The 16,240-nt window shown below is 67.3% G+C and carries 14 protein-coding genes and 3 pseudogenes; 6 read left to right on the forward strand and 11 right to left on the reverse strand.

What is annotated here, in order from left to right; genetic code table 11:
* Nucleotides 1-17: 17 nt before the first annotated feature.
* From G6N54_RS16175 to G6N54_RS16185, 3 genes are all read right to left on the reverse strand, one after another.
* Nucleotides 18-398 (reverse strand): hypothetical protein, encoded by a 381-nt coding sequence (locus tag G6N54_RS16175; RefSeq protein ID WP_163791003.1) that lies wholly within the window; start codon nt 396-398, stop codon nt 18-20.
* A 137-nt stretch (nt 399-535) separates the two neighbouring features.
* Nucleotides 536-2,497 carry an Hsp70 family protein gene (locus G6N54_RS16180; protein ID WP_163791004.1) on the reverse strand — a complete coding sequence of 654 codons (1,962 nt, stop codon included), beginning with the start codon at nt 2,495-2,497 and terminating at the stop codon, nt 536-538.
* 154 nt (nt 2,498-2,651) lie between these two features.
* A complete protein-coding gene (locus G6N54_RS16185; protein ID WP_163791005.1) occupies nt 2,652-3,881 on the reverse strand; it encodes a hypothetical protein in 1,230 nt (409 codons plus the stop codon).
* A gap of 38 nt (nt 3,882-3,919) precedes the next feature.
* Here G6N54_RS16185 and G6N54_RS16190 point away from each other — a divergent pair, with 38 nt between their 5' ends.
* Together G6N54_RS16190 and G6N54_RS16195 are read left to right on the forward strand one after the other, a co-directional pair.
* Complete coding sequence (locus G6N54_RS16190) at nt 3,920-4,540, forward strand: TetR/AcrR family transcriptional regulator (RefSeq protein WP_163791006.1); 621 nt, start codon at nt 3,920-3,922, stop codon at nt 4,538-4,540.
* 4 nt (nt 4,541-4,544) lie between these two features.
* Complete coding sequence (locus G6N54_RS16195) at nt 4,545-5,024, forward strand: nuclear transport factor 2 family protein (protein ID WP_179969076.1); 480 nt, start codon at nt 4,545-4,547, stop codon at nt 5,022-5,024.
* A gap of 3 nt (nt 5,025-5,027) precedes the next feature.
* Here the strand turns inward: G6N54_RS16195 and G6N54_RS16200 are convergent, their stop codons facing one another.
* Together G6N54_RS16200 and G6N54_RS16205 are read right to left on the reverse strand one after the other, a co-directional pair.
* A complete protein-coding gene (locus G6N54_RS16200; RefSeq protein ID WP_163791008.1) occupies nt 5,028-5,693 on the reverse strand; it encodes a L,D-transpeptidase family protein in 666 nt (221 codons plus the stop codon).
* A gap of 74 nt (nt 5,694-5,767) precedes the next feature.
* Complete coding sequence (locus tag G6N54_RS16205; RefSeq protein WP_372513176.1) at nt 5,768-6,415, reverse strand: phosphatase PAP2 family protein; 648 nt, start codon at nt 6,413-6,415, stop codon at nt 5,768-5,770.
* A gap of 68 nt (nt 6,416-6,483) precedes the next feature.
* Between G6N54_RS16205 and G6N54_RS16210 the strand changes: the two genes are divergently transcribed.
* Nucleotides 6,484-6,966 carry a hypothetical protein gene (locus G6N54_RS16210; protein WP_163791009.1) on the forward strand — a complete coding sequence of 161 codons (483 nt, stop codon included), beginning with the start codon at nt 6,484-6,486 and terminating at the stop codon, nt 6,964-6,966.
* Between the two features lie 210 nt (nt 6,967-7,176).
* On the opposite strand, the pseudogene G6N54_RS16215 reads toward G6N54_RS16210, so the two are convergent.
* Nucleotides 7,177-7,590 (reverse strand): annotated as a pseudogene (locus tag G6N54_RS16215) (alpha/beta fold hydrolase); the annotation flags it as partial.
* Nucleotides 7,591-7,706: 116 nt separating this feature from the next.
* A pseudogene (locus G6N54_RS16220) lies at nt 7,707-7,990 on the reverse strand (hypothetical protein).
* A gap of 46 nt (nt 7,991-8,036) precedes the next feature.
* On the opposite strand from G6N54_RS16220, the gene bluB reads away from it, so the two are divergent.
* Both bluB and G6N54_RS16230 read left to right on the forward strand, forming a co-directional pair.
* Nucleotides 8,037-8,765 (forward strand): 5,6-dimethylbenzimidazole synthase, encoded by a 729-nt coding sequence (gene bluB, locus G6N54_RS16225; protein ID WP_163791010.1) that lies wholly within the window; start codon nt 8,037-8,039, stop codon nt 8,763-8,765.
* A 149-nt stretch (nt 8,766-8,914) separates the two neighbouring features.
* Nucleotides 8,915-10,276, forward strand: a complete 1,362-nt coding sequence (locus G6N54_RS16230) for a sulfatase family protein (protein ID WP_163791011.1) — start codon at nt 8,915-8,917, stop codon at nt 10,274-10,276.
* A gap of 7 nt (nt 10,277-10,283) precedes the next feature.
* Here G6N54_RS16230 and G6N54_RS16235 read toward each other — a convergent pair.
* Nucleotides 10,284-11,060: pseudogene (locus G6N54_RS16235) on the reverse strand (trans-aconitate 2-methyltransferase).
* A gap of 155 nt (nt 11,061-11,215) precedes the next feature.
* Here G6N54_RS16235 and G6N54_RS16240 point away from each other — a divergent pair.
* Entirely contained in the window at nt 11,216-12,418 is a 1,203-nt protein-coding gene (locus G6N54_RS16240; protein ID WP_163791012.1) for an alpha/beta hydrolase family protein, read from the forward strand.
* Here the strand turns inward: G6N54_RS16240 and eccE are convergent.
* Genes eccE through eccD form a run of 3 tightly spaced genes read right to left on the reverse strand, consistent with a single transcriptional unit; the run spans nt 12,405 to nt 16,236 of the window.
* Nucleotides 12,405-13,415 carry a type VII secretion protein EccE gene (eccE, locus tag G6N54_RS16245; RefSeq protein WP_163791013.1) on the reverse strand — a complete coding sequence of 337 codons (1,011 nt, stop codon included), beginning with the start codon at nt 13,413-13,415 and terminating at the stop codon, nt 12,405-12,407. The genes G6N54_RS16240 and eccE overlap by 14 nt on opposite strands.
* A complete protein-coding gene (mycP, locus tag G6N54_RS16250; protein WP_163791014.1) occupies nt 13,412-14,824 on the reverse strand; it encodes a type VII secretion-associated serine protease mycosin in 1,413 nt (470 codons plus the stop codon). The genes eccE and mycP overlap by 4 nt, the downstream gene beginning before the upstream one ends.
* Nucleotides 14,821-16,236 (reverse strand): type VII secretion integral membrane protein EccD, encoded by a 1,416-nt coding sequence (gene eccD / locus G6N54_RS16255; RefSeq protein WP_163791015.1) that lies wholly within the window; start codon nt 16,234-16,236, stop codon nt 14,821-14,823. Before eccD ends, mycP begins: the two co-directional genes overlap by 4 nt.
* Between the last annotated feature and the right edge of the window lie 4 nt (nt 16,237-16,240).

Below are 16,240 nucleotides of genomic sequence, written 5' to 3' on the forward strand. Positions count from 1 at the left end.
GAATCGGCAACCTACGTTTACTCTTCCGTATCGTCGTCGAGGACGCTGACCGCGATGCCGTACGGCAGGAAGCGCACCTTGCGCTTTGGATCGACGTTGTTCTTGTTGGCCCGCAGCGCGTCGAGCTCGCTGGCGTACACCTGCTCCACGCGAGCATCGCCCGCGGGATCTACGGTGTAGATCGCCCAGACGCCGTCGCCGGCCTCACCCGCGGTTTCCGGCCCGGAACGGGGCCGTCGCGACAGGTCGTCGAAGAACGCCGAAAACCCTGTCCGCGCGCCCGGAGCGGCGGCAAACCTGCCGATCCGCTCGAACACGTCGCGCAGCCCCTCGCTGCCTTCCCTGATCACCCGGTCAAACTCCTCGGGATCAAATCCGAATGCACCGTGCTCGCCCACGCGGCCTCCTAGCAGCTCGTAGCGTTAATGCCCAGTGTGCGCTCGCGCGGCCTCCTAGCAGCTCGTAGCGTTAATGCCCAGTGTGCGCTCGCGCGCGGTGATCCGCCACGGAGTTTGCTCCAAGCCGAACGCCACCGCTAATAGCCGGGGCCCAGGAACGGGTTCTGGGAGTACCCGCCACCGCTCGGCGGATATCCACCCCCGTAACCACCGCCCGGATACTGCCCGGGGTATTGCTGAGCCGGGTATTGCGGTGCCGGGTTCGCCGGTACCTGACTGGCCGGCACCTGGATCGGGATCGGCACCGGCAGCAGCGGAACGTGGATCCACTGCGTGGTCATCGGAACCGACGTCGAGGTCGGCGTCGTCGACGTGGGCGGCGGCGGAGGAGGAGGCTCGGTGGTCGGGGTGGTCATGGCCGTCGTGGGCGGCGGTGGAGGTGTCGTCGTCTGCGGCGGTGGCGGCGGACGGTGCGTGGTGTGGACCGGCGGCGGTTGCGTGGTCACCACGACAGGTGGAGGCGGCTCGGGCGACGGCGGAGGTTCCGGCGGTGGCGGCGGGGGAGGCGGCACCGACGAGGGCACCGGCGCGACGGTCGGGGGCGGTGGTACCGCCGTCGGTGGCGGCGGGACAGGGCTAGGTATCAGCGAGCTGACCGGTGGCAGCGGCACGGGCGCGACGGACGGCACCGGAGGTGCCTGGCGGTTTTCGATCCCGGTCAATGTGTACGCCACACCGCCGACCGCGGTCATGGCCACCAGCGCGGACATCCCGACGATCAACTGCGACAACCGTACCCGGCGCCACGCGCGCTCCCGGGGGGGCTCGATCACGTTCAGGCGCATCGACCAACCACCGGGGTTGCTTTCCTCGTCGAACGCCTCGGGCGTGTAGGGCACCCGGATATCGCCGGGGTATTCCGTTTGCGACCAAGCTAACTCGCGATCGGTGAGCGCTTCCTCGTCGATCACCAACAGGTCGCCGGCAGGCAGTTCGATGATGTCGTTGCTCGACGACGCGGTGAGCAAGCCGATGGACGTGCGGGTGCGCAGGTCGCGTTCTTCGCCGCGCGCGGCCAGCAGCAGCCCCCCGGCAGCGGCCGCGAATGCGGGTTGCGCCGGCGACACCACCGGGCGGCGGCTGTGCACCGAAAGGCGTTCGTTGACAAGTGGAATGCTGGCACCACCGCCGACCGTGACCACCGCGGAAAGGTCGCTCCAGCTCTTGCGGTGCCGGCACAGCATGTCGTCGAACGCGTACATGAGGCCGGTGAGCCGATCCTGAATCAGGTCACCCAGCTCGTCCCGGGTGAACTTCATGGTGGCCCGGCGCCCACCGAGCTCGGCCGTGAATTCCGTTGCCCGTTCCGTGGATAGCTGCTCTTTGGCGGCGCGGCACTGCTCCCGGAGCCGGGCCAGTTGTCCGACCGCGGCGGTGCTGGCCGGGTCGATACCGCTGCCGTGTCCCAGCTCCTCGAACACGCAGAGCAATAATGCCGCGTCGATCTCGTCGCCGGAGAAGTCGGTGTAACGCATTGTGGCGCTCAGTGGCTTGAGATCGCCCGCGAGGTCCACCAGGGTGGCCGAGGTACCCGAGCCGCCGAAGTCGAGCAATCCGACGACACCGGTTGCGGCAAGACATAGTTCGGCGTTCGCCGCGGTCACCGACGCGATCGCGTCCGAGACCAGGCGCGGTGCCATACCGCTTCGCACGAAGCCCAAATGTGTGCGCAGTCCGTTGCGCAATTCCTGGGCGGTACCGGGTTTCCAGTGTGACGGAACGGCGATCGAGATCTCCGAGGAGCCCGCGTCCGCGCCGACCGCCAGCACCATCGCGTCCAGCGCTTCGACCATCAACAGGTCGGGGTCATGAGCCGAGCCATCGCCGGACACCAGCGCCACCGAGTCGCCGACGCGGTCGACGAACCCGCTCATCAACATGCCGGGCTCGGTGAGTGCCGGGTTCTCCTCGGGTAGACCAACTTTGGGCGCGCAGTGCGGGTACAGCGTTAATACTGCTCGACGTGAAACCGGCGGGTTTCCGTCACGCGCTGCGACCAGGTTGGTGGTTCCGATCGACAACCCAAGTGGGTCGTACATAGAGCGAATACTTTCGTCTATAGGGGTCGGTGGCCAGCGTTAACGATAGCCGCGGACACGCGGAAAGCCGATGGCTTGCAATGCCATTGGTACCGCCCCGATGCGATTGTGTCACCGAAGCGGTACTAAAAACCCCTTGACAAACGTCGCTTCGTCACACGACGGTCAGTGGCAGCGAACGCCGCGCCTCGAACGCGAACGTTGCCCCGCCACTGAACTTGACCACTTCCACCTCAGGTAGTTCGGCTGCGGTGGTGTCGGTTTCGGTGAACCCTGCGGTCCAGTCGGTGTCCGTCCCGCTAACACACACCTCGATATGCGGATCCACCGCGGTCGCGATCGCCTGCAGAGGCTGCACAGAGTCGGGCGAGCACAACGCGATCCACGACCCGTCGTCATGGGCCGGCGACCGATGCACGGCCAGCCGGTTGGCCTCGATGTCGGCCGAGACGTAACCGGCCGGGTTGAGCAGCGGGTGCAATTCCAGCACGCGCAGCACGCCCTCGGGCCCGCCCGGCAACTTCAGTGCCTTGTGAATGCGTTCGGCGGCCACGCCGGCGATGCCGATCAGGCCCTTGGTGCACACCGAGATGGCTTCGGCCTCGTCGGCGGCGCGGGCCCGCACCGCGATCGCGAACGACAGGTAGAGCAGATGCATCTGCAGGCAGACCTCGTCGGCCATCCGGACCAGCGCCGAATGCGAGAAGGCGGCAAAGTCGAAATCGGAGAGCAACGGACCCGAGTAGTCGGCCTGCCCCTCGTCGGAGGCATCGATGGGATCGAGTTTCCAAGTCGCGGCGCGTGTTTGGCGAACGATGTCCAGCGCGGGAATCCCTTGCACCTCCGGGTAGGACTCGTCGATTTTGACGGTCCACGCGCAGTGCGGATGCCGATCCGCCGGCGTACGCGGCGGACGGTGGATGGGGCGCACCTGAGCCCGGGCATTGGTCGCCACCGCGGTGGCATCGAAGGTCGGGTCCTCGATCGTGTGGCACATCCCGAACACGTACTGCTCACCCATCGGCTCGACGTCGAGCAGCGCGCCGCAGTGGTCGAGATGGAATTCGCCGTTCCATCGGTCGTGGACGGTGTAGCGGAAATCCATGAATTGCGGTGGGGCGCCGATGTCGAGCTGCAGGCCCTTGAAGATGGTCACCACGTCGACGCCCTCGTACTTGAGGGCCTGCTGCATGCGCCGCGTGTAGACCGGGCTGGCGCCCGCCCACTCCTCGATGGCGATCTGCTCCATCTCCTCGCGGCCGAACGAGCTGATGCACCAAGCCATTCCGGATCGATCGATCAGCTGCCCGATCAGCAGCAGTTCGGGAAGCAGAACGACGAGCTCGGCACGGGACAGTTGCGCGTATCGCGAGGGGCTGCTCACGCCACAAAAATAGATTCGACTATGTTATAAAGTCAACAATGTCCATTGCTGCAGGCCAGACCCCCGGACGCTCGGTCAGTCCGACCCGGCGCACCAGTGCGCCGCGCAAACGTGGCGACGACACCCGGGCGAAGATCATCGACGAGACGGTCCGCTGCATCCAGGAAGAAGGCTTCGCCGCCGCGACCGCCAAGCATGTGGCCGAACGCGCCGGCGTCACGTGGGGCGTCATCCAATACCACTTCGGTGATCGCAACGGCCTGCTGATGGCGGTCGTCGACGACGGCGTGGACCGGCTGATCGAGAGCCTGTCGTCCGCCGATGTCAGCGAGCTACCGCCGCAACAGCGCATCGAGGTCGTCATCGACATCGCGTGGAGTTGCTACAGCAGTCCGACATCGCTGGCCGCGTTCGAGATCCTGCGGGCGACCCGGGGCAGCCTGGGCGATTCCTCCCGGCGCTACCTGCTCGAGATGAACTCCGCGATCGCCCAGCTCGGTCGGCTGATCACCACGGACCCGGCGAATGCGGGTGTGGCCGAGGTGATTTGGGCCGCGCTACGGGGTGTGGTGCTGGTCCAGATGGTCACCGGGACGACCATCGACTGGAGCCTGGAGCGACGGGCCCTGATCGACATGGTCACCCGTGTGCTGCAATGACGGGATGACCCTCGACGATCTGGCCGACATCGAAGCCATCAAGCAAGTCAAATACCGGTATCTGCGCGCACTGGACACCAAGCACTGGGACGACTTCACCGACACCCTGGCCGAGGACATCAAGGCCGACTACGGGCCGCCGATCGGCAACGAGTTGCACTTCACCAACCGCGCCGACCTGGTCGAGTACATGCGGACCTCGCTGCCCGCGAACGTCCTCACCGAGCACCGGGTGACCCATCCCGAGATCATCGTGGACGGCGACTCAGCCACGGGCAGTTGGTATCTGCAGGACAAGGTCATCGTCGCCGATTTGGACTTCATGCTGATCGGTGCGGCCTTCTACCGCGACACCTATCGACGCACCGATGCTGGCTGGAAGATCAGCGGAACCGGTTACGACCGAACCTACGACGCCACAATGTCGTTGAAGGGCATGGACTTTAACGTCAAGCCCGGTCGCGCCATCGCCACCGCAGACTGAGCGCTATTTGGTGATCGCGATGACTGCGCCGGGACGCAGCCATTTCATGATCGACACCAGCTGAGCATCGTCGACCGCCACGCAACCCTCGGTGGGCTGGCCGTCGGTGGTGTGGAAGAAGAACGCCGCGCCGCCACCGGGGGTCTTGTTCTTGTTGACGCCCATCACGACCGCGTGCTTGTACTGCGGGATCTGCAGGTTCTCACTCTCGGACGTGTTGAACTGGCACTGCGCCTTCTGGCACACCTGCATCGAGTTGAACGTGGGGCTGTGGTCGTCGCCGCTCCACCAGTAGTTGGGGCCGGCGACCTGGGTGTACGGCAGTCCGGTACCGGGATTCGGCGCGGTGCCGAACGCGGCGTCAAGGCTGTAGATGCCCATCGGCGTGGCCGGAACGCCGCTCTTGGCCTGCGGCGCCATGCCCGCCGACCCGACGTGCGTTGGGATACCGGACCGCAGCGACTGCCAACCGGCGGCGGTGCGCTGGAGGATCTCCATCGTCGCGTTGGAGCCGCCGGTACTGACAACCGAAACCACCTGTGTGGCATTGCCAACGGAGTTCGCGAACCACGGAACGCCGCCCGGGGTACCCGCCGGGGCCGCACTTGCCATCGGCGCAAGCACCAGCGAAATCCAAACGGCGCACAGCGAAGCTAGCAGTCGGCGCATACATTCCATCGTCAGACGACGCCAACCTCGAGGTCAAGTCAAGCTTTAGCTCCGGTTGGGTCACAGCGTCGTGATCAACGAAAAGCCCACCGCGGCAGTGGTTTAGGATGAAATACCGCCAGGCATACCAGGACGTACAGGTATCCGAACGCCCAGCCCGCCAAGACGTCGGACGGGTAGTGCACGTTCAGGGCGACCCGGGAAGCCCCGACCACCAGCATGATCAGCGCGCTCACCGTCATCGCGATGCGACCCGCCGTCACGCTCATCATCGGCACAACGAAAGCCAGCAGCGCGAGCACGGATGCCGTCGTCTCGAGCGCATGCCCGGAAGGAAACGACGTCTGCGCGATGGGCACCAGCATGGTCGACGGACGCGGACGATCCGCCAGGCTCTTGGCCGCATGCGTCACCAAACTGTTCAGCGGCCCGCAGGCCAACAACACCAACGCCGCGCGCACGTTGCGCCGCACCAGCGCGACCACCGCCGCCACCGTGTCCAGCAGCCGCAGCCCGACCGGCCCCAGTACGTAGGTCACCACTTCCCAGAAACTCACCCACGCCGGATGCTTGACCGCGGCGTCGTGCGAGGCGTTCAGCAACGACCAATCCAGCCAATGCAGCCAGCCCCAATCCTGGCGGTAGCCCACCCACATCAGCGCATAGACCGCGACGGCCGCCAGCGCGGCGCAGGCGGCCGCGGTGGGCCGTGGTCGGGTCACCCCTTAGCGATACCAGGCTCACCGCGCGGATTGGTGGACCCCGCTCGGTTGCGCGTCATACTGGCTTGATGGCGGTCATCGTCCGCAGATTGCTCGGCATCGGAAAGCTACCCGACGACCTGCATGCCCAGGTCGAAGCGGAAGGCCTGCTTTATCTCTCCGACTTCGTCGCGGTGACCAGGCGGTTCAGCGGCGTCATCCCCGGTGTGCGGTTGCCGCACAGCGTCGCGTACTACACGGGTTCGCTGGTGCTCACCGGAAAACGGGTGCTCGCGACGCTGTCGATGCTGCCGAAGCTGGCCGGCGTGATCGTCGACGCGCCCTGGGATGCCCCGCCGAGCGGTGCGGCCACCGCCGACATCTCGGCGGCGGGTCTGGAGGTCAGCGTCGATGTTGCGCGCGTCGACGAAAAATTCAGCGGCGAGTTGTCGCTGGTCTACAAGGCCGAGATTCCGGCGGACGTGATCAGCGGGCTGCCGGTGCGCACGCTGACATTCGACATGGCGGCGGACTGCGTCGTCCGCGCGGTCGGCGTCACCGATAGCCCGTGACGTGTCTCAAAGCCTGAACATTTCGCGGGACATCGCTGCGTCCTCGACGAAACGTTCGCGCCGGTGGTAGTGCGGTTCAGCGGGCCGCCGCGTGCGCCGTGGCGAAAACACTTCAACCGGTGCCCGGACCCGGCGCTCACCTGGCATCCGGCGCGTGGCGTTACGAATTGCGGCTGCAGCCAAGGCTTTCCGACGAAAGCGCGGCGAACCCTAGGTGATCGACCAGAATTCGAGCAGGGTGCGCAACGTCGCGACCAGCGGCAACGGTTGGTCGAGCATGGGATGGTGACCCGCCTCGGCCAGCTGGACGAATGGGCCTCTGAGTTGGAACAGCGACCGCAGCCGCTCGCCCATGCCAGCGGAAACCAATCCGGCCTCGCAGCTGAGATAACCGATGCGGCAGTGCATGTGGGCGATCATGGCCTCCAACGACTCTTCGTCGTCGGGTTCTGGCTCGAGCAATTCACCGTCGAAGATGGTCGGGTCGAATTTCCAGACCCACTTTTTTCCGGCCTTGCGGACCGATTCGGTCGCGATGTGCTTGGCGACGTAGGGCAGCACCAACTCTTGCCGGGGCACCGCCGTGAAATGCGACAGGATTTCATCTCGTGATCCATATTCGGTCCACCTGGTGACCGGGGCGGTGACCAGGTGGACTCCGAAATTCGCCGGCTCGATCTGCACACCAACCATCGATCGCCGGGGGGCGTTGATCGGGTTGGCGGAAAACAACTCCGGCGTTATTTGTTCTCGGTAATCGTCATCAGCGGCCACGGCGGCTGCCGGAGCACCGCCAGGCTGCCGATGACCGCCGCGAGCAGACCGGTGAGCACCCCGATCAGGGCGACGCGATTGGCGTCGACGGCGGGTACCCAGGTTGCCTTGCCCTGGTGGATGACGAAGACGCCGACGGGTTTTCGACGCGGATCACGGTGGCCCCGTCGGCGGTCTCGACGGGCTCGCCGTAGACGCGGCGGGCGCCGCCGTCACTGGGCAGTTGTTCGAGCACGTCCGAATACTTCACTGCACGCTCCCTTGCTGTTGTGGGACTGCGCGATACATTGACGCTAATGGCATTCTCCCCTGGTGAACACTCCGACGGCGCGGTGAGCGAACACGCGTTCAGCTCGCAAGACCGTCGCGTCGTGTACCGGGTGATCGCCGAACGGCGAGACATGCGCCGGTTCGTGCCCGGCAGCGAGGTGCCCGAGGAGGTGCTGGCCCGGTTGTTGCAGGCCGCGCACGCCGCGCCCAGCGTAGGGCTGATGCAGCCGTGGCGTTTCATCCGGATCACCGACGACGCGCTGCGGCGCGGTATCCACGCCCTGGTCAACGAGGAACGCCCGCGCACCGCCGACGCGCTGGGACCGCGCGGCGCGGAGTTTCTCCGGCTGAAGGTCGAGGGCATTCTCGAATGCGCCGAACTCCTGGTGGTGGCGCTGGCCGACGATCGCGACATGCACATTTTCGGCCGGCGCACGCTGCCGCAGATGGATCTGGCATCGGTGTCCTGCGCGATCCAGAACCTGTGGCTGGCCGCTAGGGCCGAAGGTCTGGGGGTCGGCTGGGTTTCGCTATTCGATCCACGCCCCCTGGCCGAGCTGCTGGGAATGCCGGCCGGCGCCGAGCCTGTCGCCATCCTGTGCCTCGGCCCGGTGCCCGAATTCCCCGACCGGCCGGCGTTGGAGATCGACGGCTGGACACACGCGCGACCGCTGTCGGAGTTCGTCTCCGAAAACCGCTGGGATCAGCCGCCGGACACACGGCCCGGCCGGCCCGCGCAGTCCCGCTCGGTGTAGATGCGCCGAACGGGCACTCAGGGCGAGAAAATTGCCGAAGCCCGCCCTGAGTGCACGTTCGGCGAAGAGGAGGGTGGCACACCCAGATTCTTCGCAGGTCGCTACGGGTATCGTCGCCGGTCGCAAGGCAAGGTGAAAAGGTGACGGAGATGACCGGCGACAACGTACTGATCGTGCACTGGCACGACCTGGGGCGCTATCTCGGCGCCTACGGTCACTCGGACGTCAGCAGCCCGCGACTGGACCGGCTCGCCGCCGAGAGCATCCTGTTCACCCGGGCCCATGCCACCGCGCCGCTGTGCACGCCGTCGCGGGGGTCGTTGTTTACCGGTCGCTATCCGCAAAGCAACGGGCTCATCGGCCTGGCCCACCACGGCTGGGAATACCGCGCCGGCGTCCAAACCCTGCCCCAGATTCTTAGCGAATCAGGCTGGTACTCGGCGCTTTTCGGTATGCAGCACGAGACGTCCTACCCGAAGCGGCTGGGCTTCGACGAGTTCGACGTGTCGAACTCGTATTGCGATTACGTGGTGGAGAAGGTCCAGGATTGGCTGCGTAACGACGCGGCGGCGCGGGGTGGGCAACCGTTCCTGCTGACGGCTGGCTTCTTCGAGACGCACCGCCCGTACCCGCGGGACCGCTACGAGCCGGCCGACAGCGCGGCCGTCGATCCGCCCGACTACCTGCCCGACACCGCGGAGGTGCGCGGCGACCTGGCCAACTTCTACGGCGCCATCAGCACGGCCGACGCCGCGGTCGGCAGGATGCTGGACACACTGGCCGAGACGGGTCTGGATACCAGCACCTGGGTGGTGTTCTTCACCGACCACGGTCCGGCCTTCCCGCGTGCGAAATCCACGTTGTACGACGCCGGAACCGGCATCGCGCTGCTGATCCGCCCGCCGGCCGGTCGCGCCGCAACACCTCAGGTCTACGAGGAGTTGTTCAGCGGCGTCGACCTGGTTCCGACGTTGCTGGAGCTGCTGGGTCTCGACGTTCCCGACGACATCGAGGGCGTCTCGCACGCATCCGCCCTGATCGCCCCTCACATACCGGCCGACCCGGTACGCGAGCAGGTCTACACGATGAAGACCTATCACGACTCGTTCGATCCGATTCGGGCAATCCGCACGAAGGAATACAGCTACATCGAGAACTACGTGCCACGCCCGCTATTGGATCTGCCGTGGGATATCGAGGAGAGCCCGTCGGGTTTGGCGATCGCGCCGTTCGTCAAATCACCCCGTCCGGAGCGCGAACTCTACGATCTGCGAGCCGACCCCACCGAGACCACCAACCTGCTGGCCCACGGCGATGCGGGGATGGACGCGATCGCCGCAGATTTAGCTGTGCGCCTTAATGATTGGCGTCAGCGCACCGGCGACGTCATCCCCTCGGACTTTGCCGGTACCCGCATCGCGCTGCGCTACACCGAGACGTATCTGCAGATCCATCACACGACGCCGACAAGCCGGTCGGCGATCGCCGCCGACCGCGGCGTCGAACAGTAGACGGTCGCTATCCGGCAGCGCCGCCCACCTCGGCGACGATGAACACCCGCCGGAACGGGAAGATCGTCGTACCGTCGGCCCGGGTTGGGTAGGCGTCGTCCAGCAGCGGGATGAGCTCCTCGCGGAATTGCTCCCAGCCCGCATCGTCGAGCCGCTCCCGCACCGGGACCAGCGCGGTACCGGTAATCCATTCCAGCACTGGATGTTCCCCGGTCAGCTGGTGCAGGTACGTGGTCTCCCACGCGTCGACCCGGCAGCCGGCATCCATCAATAGATTGGCGTAGTGCGCCGGCGGCTGGACCACCGCACCGACCCGGAAAGGTATGTCCTTCAAAGTCTTTGCGTAGTGTTCGCGGCGCGCCACGGCCCGCACCGCAGCATGGGACGGAGTTTCGAAGTTACCCGGAATCTGCACCGCGATCCATGACCGGTCTGGCAGCTGGCCGGCCCAGCGGACCAGCAGGTCGGCGTGCTCGGGAACCCAATGCAGGGCTGCGTTGCTGACCACCACGTCGGTGTCGGGTTTCGGCTTCCACTCCCGCAAGTCTCTGACCGAGGCGTCGATCCCGCGTTCCCGGGCCGCGGCCACCATCTCCGGCGACGTGTCCATCGCCTCGATGGCCGAGCCGGGCCAGCGCTTCTCAAGTTACTTCGTCAGGTTGCCCGGGCCGCAGCCCAGGTCGACCACCCGGCGTGCCCGCTCGGCTCCCACGCGCGAGAGCAGGTCGTAAAACGGGCGGCTGCGATGGTCTGCAAATGCCAGGTAGACGTCTGGATCCCACATGTCGGTCCTCCTGATCAACACCGCGGCTGGTCGGCCACATAGACAAAACCGTATAACCGGATGGTCCCCTCGTGTTGCCCCGGTGGCTCTGGAATCCGCGTGGAACCCGTCAAACAGCCCGGAATCCGCCGACGGGCGGGATAGCATCGGCATTCGTGGGGACCGACACAGATCCGATCGATCCACCCATTCCAGTTCCCGACGTCCCCGGTGCCGATGTACCGCCCGGCGCCGACGGACTGCCCCCGCTCTCGGCATTGTCGGCGCACGAACGCGGGGTGATCGCGGCGTCGGCCGCCGGCGATATCGCGTTGCGCACCTGGGTCTCGTCGCTGCTGGCCGCGACGGCCGCGCCGGTGGTGGTTGCCACCTCGTTGCGCCACACCAAATCCGGGAGCGAACGCGCCAACCTGAATTTCTACGCCGAGCTCGCGACCGAGCATGACCCGGCGAAGTCGTTTCCGGCGCCCACCGAACTGCCGCGGGTATCGTCGCGGCCCGCGGGTCCGCTGGCGAGGTGGATCGCCCGCGGCACCGTCGAGAACATCTCGTTCCCCAGCAGCTTCACGGCGATCAACCCCGCGATGCACGAGCGGTGGAGCGCGTGGGGGTCCAATAACACCGTGCGCGCCCAGCATTGGCGCCACGACGACGGACCGCGTCCCACGCTGTGTGTGATCCATGGCTTCATGGGGTCGTCATATCTGGCGAACGGCCGCTTCTTCTCGATGCCGTGGTATTACCGGTCCGGCTATGACGTGTTGCTGTTCACGTTGCCGTTTCACGGCCAACGCGCCGAAAAGTGTTCGCCGTTCAGCGGTTTCGGGTACTTCGCCGGCGGCCTCAGCGGATTCGCCGAATCGATGGCGCAGGCAGTGCACGACTTCCGGTCCGTGGTCGACTATTTGCGTCACACCGGCGTCGACCGCATTGCGCTGACCGGCATTTCGCTCGGCGGTTACACCTCCGCGCTGGTGGCCTCCGTCGACGACCGGCTGGAAGCCGTCATACCCAACTGCCCGGTCGTCACGCCGGCGACGATGTTCGACCAGTGGTTTCCGGCCAACAAACTCGTCGGCCTGGGGCTTGGGCTCTCCAGTATCAACCGCGACGAATTAAACGCTGGGCTGGCCTACCACTGCCCATTGAACTATCGGCCGCAGGTTTCCAAAGACCGGCGGATGATCATCACCGGTCTCGCCGACCGGATGGCTCCCCCGGGCCAGGCCGTCATGTTGTGGGAGCACTGGGATCACTGTGCACTGCACTGGTTTCCGGGCAGCCGCGTGCTACACGTGAGCCAACTGGACTACTTACGTCGGATGACCGGCTTCCTGCACGGCTTTATGCTGGACTAGCCGCCTCCGTTCGCACCGTCCGGTGCGCGCCGGTGATCGGCGTCGGCCAGTCCAGGTTCGCAAGCAAGTCGGCGGGCACGTCGGTGCGGCCGTCGAGTCGCTGCGTGGACAACAGCTCCAGCGCCGCCAGCGCCGGAGCTTGGCTGCCGCGCTGCAGGATCAATCCCTCCACCGGTGGCGCGCCTTCCGGCGGCGCGTCGGCGAGGAAGGCACACGCGGCCGCGACCGTGTTCTGGTCACCCGAGCGCGGGCCTGCGATCTCGAGGGCGGTGCACGTCTCGCGGGCGCCGTGCGACCGGATGGCCTCCAGCGTCGCGGGCAAGCCCGCGTCGACGACGATCTGGTATGCGGCAACGAAATCCGAGGTACCGCGCTGCACCGCACGCCAGCCCTCGCGGGCATTGGCCGTCACCCACCGCGGCACGTCATCCGGGGCGACGGTGTTGGCCTCCCAGCCGATCTCGCGAAGGTGGTCGGCCAGTCGCCGCGCCGCGACCTCGGCCGTCTCGTACAGCGGGATGCGCGACGAGCGTGCCTGTAGCGCCGGCAGGTTGTCGGCGGCCGACACCGTGATACCGATCCACGTCTCGCGCCGTGAGGCGTCGGAGGCGTTGTCGCGGCTGGTGATGCGGACCTTGTCGGCGCGGATGCCGTAACGGTCCAGGTACCCGGCGATCAGCTCCAGCGGGAGCACCGCGCCGTCGGCGCTGGACGGGCCGATCCGCACCAACGCGGTTGTCTTGCCCGCGACGACGGAGTGGGTGTTCGGCTCGTCGGCCGGGTTGGAACGACGCCTCATGATGGCCAGCCGGCGCCCTAGGATCGTGGTGAAGTGCAGGCCACGCCACCAGCCGAACAACACGATCACCGCGACGACGGCGATGCCGAGCAGCCAGTAGTCGCGCGTCGTGTGCCACGGGTAGGCCAGCGCCGCCGGCACTATCGCCAACGCCGCCAAGGTGATTCGGGCGCTGCCCGGGAACGGGATCGCGCTCACGAGGTGGTCTCCTTCCGTCGGCGCGCGGCGGTGATCGCGGCCGCGGCGGCGACCGCCGCGACGATCAACGCCAGCGCGGCGGTCCCGGCGAACGCGACGGTCCGCGGGGTGTTGTCTTTCGGCGCCGGCGCCGGAGGCACGGCGACCGGCTTTACCGGCGTTGCGGCCGGCCCGGTGCTCGCGGGCAGTTCCCAGGTCAGGGCTGCTAATGGGTCCACGCTTCCGGTGCCGACGAGGTTCGACGGCGCCCGCGCGCCGTTATGCGCGGTCGCGGTGATCCGGTGCACCACGTCGGCGGCGGAAAGGGTGGGGTATTTGCTGCGGACCAGCGCCGCGACGCCCGACACGTAGCCGGCGGCGTAACTGGTACCGCTGAGCGCACTCAGTTGCTGATGGTCGTCGGGCAGGCCGTTGGCCAGGCCGCCGCCGTCGCGATTGCTCACCGACACGATCTTTTCGCCCGGCGCCGCGATGCCGACCCAGGGTCCGGACATGGTGAATTTCGACGGCTCGCCCTCCGCCGTCAGGGAAGCCGCGGACAGCACGTACGGCTGCCAGTACGACGGGATGGAGACGGACGTGACACCGGCCCAGTTCCGCGCGTCGTCGGGGCGGCTCAGATCGGTGAGCGGGTTTGACTCGCAAGACATTCCGCCGCTGACCGGTCCGGACGCCCCGGTGTTGCCCGCGGCCGCCACGATCACCGCGTCCTTGTCCACCGCGGCGTAGCGAATCGCCGCGCCGAGCGCGGCCTGGTCGATGGGCCGATCGGCACGCACACAGCTGACCTGCGAGATATCGATCACCCGGGCGCCGAGGTCGGCCGCGTGCACGATCGCCCGGCCCAGCGTCGCAACCTCGAGGGACGCGCGCGCGGCCATCGGATCGCCGCCCGGCGAGCGGGGCGAGAACTTGCCCGACGCCGTCCGGATCGCCAGCACGCGGGCCGCGGGCGCGACGCCCGAGAAGCCGTCCTCGGCCGACGGCTGACCGGCGACGACTCCGGCCACCAGCGTGCCGTGCCCGTCGCAGTCGGTCAGCCCGTCGGTCGCCTCCACGAAATCGCCGCCGGGATCGACGTTGGGCAGTCGGGGCCCCGGCCGCACACCCGTGTCGAGCACCGCCACCAACTGACCCTCACCGCGAGAAAACTGCCACGCCGCAGGGAGATTCAGCATTGCTTGACTGGGCGTCACGGCGGCCGGATCGCTGCCGGCGATGACGCCGGAGGCGGCGCATGGTCCGCGCTGCTCCATCGGCTGCACCGGTCCAGCGGTTCCGCTGGGCGGTTGCACCCCCGGGTCGACCACTGGCTGGCTGATCGCCGATGCCCGCGGACATCCCCACGGCACAATGGCCTGTGAGAAGACCAACGCCGCTGTGAGGCAGGCGAATCCGGCACGAGTCATCGATTGAGCACCCAGGCGAAGAGGCCGACCAGGTAGGCGATGACGGGGATCAGCGAAGCGTCCAGGCCGGTCGCGACGAAGCCCAGCAGGCGGCGCAGCGGCAGCGAATAGGTTTCCGGCGAGGCGATGCTCGGGTTGAGCGCCACCACCGCCCACGCCAGCACCAGCACGACGAGTACCGTCGCCGCGATGAGCCCGGCGAGGAAGCGTCCGGTCGAGGCGTAGAACACCAACAGGACACCGGCGACCAGGAACGGCTGTGCCAGCAGCCACGCCTTGCACGCGGCCGAATCCCACACGCGGGCACGCAGAACGGAGGTCGCCGCGGTGGCGGCCAGCACGTACCAGCCCCAGCCGCTCAACGACTCGGGCCGCAGCGCGATCGCCACCGATCCCAGAACACCGAGCAGCACCGCGCCGGCGATGAAGCCGCTCTGGTGAGCGTCACCGATGCGCACCCGCCGTGGCAGGTCTTCGAGCACCCGAAGCACGGGCGCCGACGGAGTCGGGTCGCCCGGTGCCGGGATGACCGGCAGCGGCAAGCGAGCCCACAGCGCGGAAAGCTGCGCCGCCTCGATGGTCACCAGGAGAGCAACTACGATCAGTCCGGCACCGATGGTCAATATCGTTAGACGCCAAAGCAATTCGGCACCCGCAGCCAACAACACCCCGGCCCCGACCACCGCGGTCGCGGTGAAGAACCCGACAATGCGCTCGCGCTCGGTGGTCGGCACCATCAGGACGATCAGCGACCACGCGGTCACACCGGCCGCGGCTAGCACCAGCTGTGCCGCCCCGAACCTCCCGGGCACCGCCAACGCGAGCGCGGCACCGATCGGCACCAGCGCCGACGCGGACAGTGCCATCCCGGTGCGTTCCGAACGCAGCGTGACGAACAAGCCCGCGATCGCGGTCACCGCCGCGACCACGCTGACCGCGACCAGTCCGGCCAGTGCGCCGGTCGCCACGCGATAGGTCACTCCCAGGCCAGTCGTCAGGAAGGCCACGACGATCGCGGCGAGCAGCGCCCCGCGCTGGATCTGCGCGATGCCCCAGGGCTTCAGTCGCGACGTCGAGAAGATCATCGCGGCGTCGGCGATATCCTCGACGATGCCGGGTGCCGCCGGGCCGGTCGGAACCGGCTGCAGCGCAAGCAGATCCCCGTCGACCACGCCGACGGTGTCCAGGCTGGCGTCCAGGCTGAACGGCGCTCCGCCGATGGGGGCCAGGCTCAGTTGGGAAACCGCCCCGGTGCGCGGCGCACCGTCGGGGTCACCGCCGTCGCCGTTCTGGGCCGTCGGGACCACCAATCGCTGCACCGCGGGCAGGACTTCACGCAGCGGCAGCTCGGTGGGCAGGGCAACTTCTGTCAGCCTGCTGTGCGCGAGGATGGCCACGCGAACGATTGGCATGACG

Source organism: Mycobacterium stomatepiae, from assembly GCF_010731715.1.
Lineage (GTDB): Bacteria > Actinomycetota > Actinomycetes > Mycobacteriales > Mycobacteriaceae > Mycobacterium > Mycobacterium stomatepiae.

Excerpts from the sequence above, each read along its gene's own strand:
- eccD (WP_163791015.1), bottom strand. The coding sequence starts at position 16,236 with ATGCCAATCGTTCGCGTGGCCATCCTCGCGCACAGCAGGCTGACAGAA.
- G6N54_RS16180 (WP_163791004.1), bottom strand. The coding sequence starts at position 2,497 with ATGTACGACCCACTTGGGTTGTCGATCGGAACCACCAACCTGGTCGCA.
- bluB (WP_163791010.1), top strand. The coding sequence starts at position 8,037 with ATGGCATTCTCCCCTGGTGAACACTCCGACGGCGCGGTGAGCGAACAC.
- mycP (WP_163791014.1), bottom strand. The coding sequence starts at position 14,824 with ATGACTCGTGCCGGATTCGCCTGCCTCACAGCGGCGTTGGTCTTCTCA.
- G6N54_RS16190 (WP_163791006.1), top strand. The coding sequence starts at position 3,920 with ATGTCCATTGCTGCAGGCCAGACCCCCGGACGCTCGGTCAGTCCGACC.
- G6N54_RS16200 (WP_163791008.1), bottom strand. The coding sequence starts at position 5,693 with ATGCGCCGACTGCTAGCTTCGCTGTGCGCCGTTTGGATTTCGCTGGTG.
- G6N54_RS16210 (WP_163791009.1), top strand. The coding sequence starts at position 6,484 with ATGGCGGTCATCGTCCGCAGATTGCTCGGCATCGGAAAGCTACCCGAC.
- G6N54_RS16230 (WP_163791011.1), top strand. The coding sequence starts at position 8,915 with ATGACCGGCGACAACGTACTGATCGTGCACTGGCACGACCTGGGGCGC.
- G6N54_RS16195 (WP_179969076.1), top strand. The coding sequence starts at position 4,545 with ATGACCCTCGACGATCTGGCCGACATCGAAGCCATCAAGCAAGTCAAA.